Source organism: Coprobacter sp. (assembly GCF_982436375.1).
In genome coordinates this window covers 1-6,288 of the sequence record NZ_CEWDCG010000181.1, presented here as the reverse complement: position 1 = coordinate 6,288, position 6,288 = coordinate 1, and the positions used below count along the sequence as shown (strand labels likewise).

Genomic DNA, 6,288 nt, shown 5'->3' with positions numbered 1-6,288 from the left:
ATTTTATTTTTGCCTTACAAAGTTCTTCTTCATAAAAATTCTGATATTATTTTTGTCTTTAAAATAATGTCTATCGAATTCGAAGATGAATAAAAATGAATTTATTATCGGTGTTTATGATATTATAAAGGAAATACCTCGGGGAAGTGTTGTGACATATGGTCAGGTAGCCCGACTATTGGGAAAGCCTCAGTGTTCTCGTATGGTGGGGCAGGCGATGTCTCGAGCTCCGAAAGAATTGCATCCATTTTGTCATCGGGTAATAAACAGTCAGGGACGGCTAGTTCCCGGCTGGGAAGAACAACGGAATTTACTTGAAAAAGAGGGTATAACTTTCAAAAAAAATGGTTGTGTAGATTTGAAAAAGCATAATTGGAGAGAAGTAGCAATATTGCCTAAAATGTGAAAGTTATAAACTATCGTTTTTTTGAAATAAAAATAAATGTCTGATTTGTATTTTTTTATCAGAAAATTATACGGGCTGTAAGAGAAAAGAAGAACTTGACAGAGAAAAAATAATTAGAAATGTTCCCCGGAAATATTGTATTTAATTCCCGGGGAACATTTCAAATTATAAAGTCACCCCGGACTTGAAAATAGCGATTTCCCGGAATCCGTTCAATTCATTGTTTACACGCCTACCGCTTGCGACATCGATAACAAAACGAATAAATCGTTCGGCAATATCATCCATAAGATCGTTTTCAACAAGCGATCCGGCGTTAAAATCGATCCATTTCGGTTTGTTTACAGCCAACTTACTATTAGTTGAGATTTTCATAGTCGGGACAAAAGAACCGAAAGGCGTTCCTCTTCCCGTAGTAAAAAGCACCAACTGGCAGCCTGCAGAAGCTAAAGCCGTAGCAGCCACCAAATCATTCCCCGGAGCACTTAAAAGATTCAGCCCCTTGGAATGAATACGCTCTCCATACATCAAAACATCCTTTACCGCCGATTTTCCGCATTTCTGAGTACACCCCAGCGACTTTTCCTCAAGAGTAGATATGCCTCCCGCCTTGTTTCCCGGTGACGGGTTCTCATAAACAGGTTGATTATTAGCCAAAAAATAGTCCTTAAAATCATTGATAAGATGTACCGTTTTATCGAATAACTCAGGCGTCTCGCAACGGTTCATTAAAATCGTTTCAGCGCCGAACATCTCAGGCACTTCGGTAAGAACAGATGTACCTCCCTGAGCAACCAGAAAATCAGAAAATACCCCCAAAAGAGGATTCGCCGTAATACCGGAAAATCCGTCCGATCCGCCGCACTTCAACCCAACTTTCAGTTCGCTTAAAGGAACTTCCACTCTTGCATCCTGAGAAGCGATATCGTATAATTGTCTCAAGATGTTCATGCCTTCCTCATATTCATCATCAACCTTCTGACACTCCATAAAGCGAATGCGCTCGGCATCATACTCCCCCAACAAATCCTTAAAAGCACTTAATTGATTATTCTCACAGCCCAACCCGACGACCAGTACTGCGCCGGTATTCGGGTGCAGTACCATATCTCGTAATATTTTGCGTGTATTCTCATGATCATTTCCCAGTTGAGAACATCCATAATTATGAGGAAAGGCAACTATTGCATCTACATTTACCTCCCCGGTCTCCCGGCGGAGAGAATCAGCCAATCGGTTAACAATCCCGTTGACACATCCGACCGTAGGAATCACCCATATTTCATTCCGGATACCGACCTCACCGGTTTTACGACGATACCCCATAAAAGAAAGATTCCTGTTCGGAATATTCAGTTCTGCCAAATTGGGAGAATATGAATATTCCAGCAACCCCTCCAGATTCGTTTTGATATTCCTTTCATTGACCCAGGCTCCTTTAATAATGGCAAAACGAGCATGACCGATAGCATATCCGTATTTAATAATATCCTCGTTTTCGGCAAAATCTTTAAGTGCTACTTTATGACCAGCCGGAATATCTTCTTGCAGGAAAATATCCTTTCCATCTACCGTGATACAATCACCCTTCTTCAAGGGATCTATGGCAACAGCAACATTATCAGCCGGATTTATTTTTAAAAACTTCAATCCCATATTTAAAGAATAGATTTAACAGTTTCATTCATGCCCTTATCTTGAATCATTTGGAGATATTCGGACAACTTTTCGGTCAATCCCGGAATCAGATTTAAATCCTCCCCCCAAATAAATTCAGCACCTAACACCCCCTTAGCTACCTCCATAGGACATCCGTCAGTCCAAAGATTTTTCAATAAGTCTATAATCTCTTGGTCATCTTTAAGTACGATCTCGTCATTCCCCCGTTTTCCGCCTTTGTAATAGGTAACAATACCGGCTAAGCCTAAAACCAGACCCGAAGGCAATTCCCCTTTTCGTTCCAGGAAAATTTTCAATCCCGGCAAATCCCGAGTTTTAAACTTCGGAAAAGAATTAAGCATGATGCTGGTTACGAAATGTTTGACAAAAGGATTACGAAACCGTTCCATAACAGCATCGGCAAATTGAATCAACTCCTCCTTCGGAAGATCAAGAGTTTCAAGTAACTCATCATACATCACTTTCTTTACAAACTGTCCGATGACCGGATCATCACAACATTCTTTCACTGTATTCAATCCCGCCAAATATCCCACTGGAGACAAAACCGTATGAGGTCCGTTCAGCAAAGTAACTTTCCGATCATGATAAGGTTTTTCGCTCGGAACAAATAATACATTCAAACCAGCTTTGTCTGCCGGAAATTCTCTCTCTACCGTTTCCGGTGCTTCGATAACCCATAAATGAAAAATCTCACCTTTAACAACCAACTTATCATCCAGCCCGATCCGGTCGAGAATTTGACCGATTGTATCGCGCGGATAACCCGGAACAATACGATCCACAAGCGTACAGTAAACGCCGCAGGCGGTATCGAACCAATGTTTAAAATCCTCCCCGAGATTCCATAACTCGATATATTGATCGATACACTTTTTCAACACCTTTCCGTTATCGAAAATCAGTTCGCACGGAAAAATAATCAACCCCTTATCCATTGCACCATTAAACACTTTGAAACGATGGAACAGAAGTTGCGTCAATTTTCCCGGATAAGATTTAGCCGGCGTATCCTCCAGTTTACAAGAAGGATCAAAAGCGATTCCGGCCTCGGTAGTATTGGAAATGACGAAACGCATCTCAGGATTTTCGGCCAATTTCAAAAACTCATCATATTGCGCATAAGGATTCAATCCCCGGCTCACCACATCGATCAACTGGATGCTGTCCACTTCTTTACCGTTCTGTAACCCCTGTAAATTAACATGATATAAACCATCCTGTTCATTAAGCATATTGACCATGCCGTTTTCGAGAGGTTGAACGATAACAACGCTGCTATTGAATTCAGCCTTTTGATTCATGTTGTAAATGATCCAATCGACAAAAGCCCGTAAAAAATTGCCTTCACCGAATTGGATGATTCGTTCAGGATACTTGTTCGCTTGGACGTTGGTTCTGTTGAGCTGTTTCATAAGATAAAATTATTAGGTTGATATTAATTAATTTATATTGATTGAAAATCAAGGTAGAAGTCGATATTTTCACTTGTCAGAATATCTATCGGCATGAAATTTTTTCGTTTTATTTCATTTTTGAATATTTTATATTCACATAAGGCTTTCATCCCTCTATAACTTTGGATTTCGGGACGTTGGGCTAACAGATAATTGACTTTCCCCGATTTCAGGGCTTTGACATTTTTTTGTAGTAGGTCATATCCTATAAATTTTATACCTGAGATATTCATTTTCTCCAGATATTCCGTAATCAGATATACTTTTGAGTTGAATGTTATCGCTTCTCGTATATGGGGATGCTGTTTGAAAAAATCTTTTATAATTTTTAGATTGCGGGTATGATCTTGAGCATATATTTTAATAGAAAACAACTTGGCTGTAGGAAGATGTTCTTCTATATACCGTTTGAATCCATTTATTCGTAGTTCTGTTTGGTTAGAACCTTTATTCCCGGATCTGTAAACTTGAAAGATCGCAATTTCCGAGTTTGGAGAAGCATCGCTTAATAATAATTTGGCAGCAAGATAACCGCTTTGTAAAGAATCCATTCCGAAATAGGCAAGAGAATGTATTTCTTCCATATCCGAATCGATAAGAACGTATGGAATTTCTTGAATCTCTAATTGTTTTGCTAATGAAATGGACTGCTCTTTAAATATCGGGGCAAGTAAAACAGCATCCGGAGTCAGCTTTAGGACTGTTTCTATTGCTTTTTCGAACGATGTGCTGTCATATTGATTGAAAAATATCTGTTCTACAGAGATATTTAAGTCCAGAAACTCATGTGCTGCTTGATCTACTCCTTTTTTTATATCGCTCCAATATTCTCCCTCGTTAGATTCCGGTAATAATGTAACAAATGTGTATCTTTTTTTTGAAGCGAGAGCTGAAGCATAAATGTTGGGTTGATAATTTATCTCTTTGAGAACTTTTTCAACTTTTTCGCGGCTTTTAGCCGAAACCTCACCTCGGTTATGCAATACGCGATCGACTGTCCCGGTAGATACATTGGCTAAACGGGCAATATCTTTGATTCGTATTTTATCCGGCAAGCTTTTCATATTACTTATATATTGTTATTCGTGCGTGCACACGGTTTATAATTTGTAATTTCATCTGCAAATATACAGAATATTTTTGTGTTTCAAAAAAAAATCGTAATTTCGTGCCCGAACACGGAATTTATTTGATAGGGCTGTGTTTTCAATTTGCTATGTCGTTTTTTGCATTTATACATCATTTAAAATACTCTATTATGAAAAACTTTATGGATGAAAATTTCTTGTTGCAAACGGAAACTGCACAGAAATTGTATCATGAACATGCGGCAAAAATGCCGATTATCGATTATCATTGCCACTTGATTCCGCAAATGGTTGCAGATGATCATAAGTTCAAATCGTTAACCGAAATTTGGTTGGGTGGAGATCATTATAAATGGCGTGCTATGCGTACCAATGGGGTAGAAGAACGCTATTGTACGGGAAAAGATACTTCTGATTGGGAGAAATTTGAGAAATGGGCAGAAACAGTTCCTTATACAATGCGTAATCCTCTTTATCATTGGACTCATTTAGAATTGAAAACTGCGTTTGGTATCGATAAAGTGCTGAATCCTAAAACTGCCCGTGAAATTTATGACGAATGTAATGCTAAATTAGCTTTGCCCGAATATTCTGCTCGAGGGATGATGCGCCGTTATCGTGTTGAGGTTGTATGTACAACTGATGACCCTGTAGATTCACTTGAATATCATATTAAAACTCGTGAAAGTGGCTTTGAGATTAAAATGCTTCCGACTTGGCGTCCAGATAAAGCTATGGCGGTAGAGATTCCTGCAGATTTTCGTGCTTATATAGAGAAATTATCTGAAGTAAGCGGTATTGTAATTTCTACTTTTGACGATATGATTGCCGCATTGCGTAAGCGCCATGACTTTTTTGCGCAACAAGGTTGTAAACTTTCGGATCATGGTATAGAAGAATTTTATGCTGAAGACTATACTGATGCAGAAATCAAGGCTATTTTCAATAAGGTTTACGGAGGAAAAGAACTGACTCGCGAGGAGATTCTGAAATTCAAATCGGCAATGTTGGTTGAATTTGGTGAAATGGATTATGAAAAGGGGTGGACTCAGCAATTTCATTACGGGGCTATTCGAAATAATAATACAAAAATGTTTAAGTTATTAGGTCCTGACACCGGTTTTGATTCTATCGGAGAATTTACGACAGCTAAAGCAATGTCCAAATTTTTGGATCGTTTAAATACTAAGGGAAAACTGACAAAGACGATTTTATATAATTTAAATCCATGTGCTAATGAGGTGATAGCTACCATGCTGGGAAATTTTCAGGATGGTACTATTCCGGGAAAGATACAGTTCGGCTCCGGATGGTGGTTCCTTGATCAAAAAGATGGTATGGAAAAGCAAATGAATGCTCTTTCTTTGTTAGGATTGTTGAGCCGTTTTGTAGGTATGCTTACCGATTCACGTAGTTTCCTTTCTTATCCTCGTCATGAATATTTCCGTCGTACTTTATGTAATTTGGTGGGTAAAGATGTCGAAAACGGAGAGATTCCTGTTTCAGAGATAGATCGGGTAAATCAGATGATAGAAGATATCAGCTATTATAATGCAAAAAAATTCTTTAATTTTTAATTAATCATATCTATTTGAAAGCTATATGAGCAAAAAAGTAGTCACATTCGGAGAAATCATGTTGCGGTTGGCCACACCGG

5 protein-coding genes are annotated in these 6,288 nt (G+C 38.6%); 2 read left to right on the top strand and 3 right to left on the bottom strand.

The features are described from left to right. The first annotated feature begins 85 nt into the window (after window positions 1–85). Window positions 86–406, top strand: a complete 321-nt coding sequence (locus AC1WHX_RS09755) for an MGMT family protein (RefSeq protein ID WP_009319305.1) — start codon at window positions 86–88, stop codon at window positions 404–406. A gap of 165 nt (window positions 407–571) precedes the next feature. On the opposite strand, the gene AC1WHX_RS09750 is transcribed toward AC1WHX_RS09755, so the two are convergent. The 3 genes from AC1WHX_RS09750 to AC1WHX_RS09740 are packed head-to-tail and all read right to left on the bottom strand — an operon-like array spanning window position 572 to window position 4,607. Continuing rightward, complete coding sequence (locus AC1WHX_RS09750; RefSeq protein WP_302546551.1) at window positions 572–2,062, bottom strand: UxaA family hydrolase; 1,491 nt, start codon at window positions 2,060–2,062, stop codon at window positions 572–574. A 2-nt stretch (window positions 2,063–2,064) separates the two neighbouring features. Further along, window positions 2,065–3,501: a tagaturonate reductase gene (locus tag AC1WHX_RS09745; protein ID WP_122337302.1), complete on the bottom strand. Its 1,437-nt coding sequence runs from the start codon at window positions 3,499–3,501 to the stop codon at window positions 2,065–2,067. Between the two features lie 32 nt (window positions 3,502–3,533). Then, window positions 3,534–4,607 carry a LacI family DNA-binding transcriptional regulator gene (locus AC1WHX_RS09740; protein ID WP_009319308.1) on the bottom strand — a complete coding sequence of 358 codons (1,074 nt, stop codon included), beginning with the start codon at window positions 4,605–4,607 and terminating at the stop codon, window positions 3,534–3,536. 194 nt (window positions 4,608–4,801) lie between these two features. Here AC1WHX_RS09740 and uxaC point away from each other — a divergent pair, with 194 nt between their 5' ends. After that, on the top strand, window positions 4,802–6,208 hold the full coding sequence (uxaC, locus tag AC1WHX_RS09735) for a glucuronate isomerase (protein WP_122337345.1): 1,407 nt from the start codon (window positions 4,802–4,804) through the stop codon (window positions 6,206–6,208). Window positions 6,209–6,288: the final 80 nt, after the last annotated feature.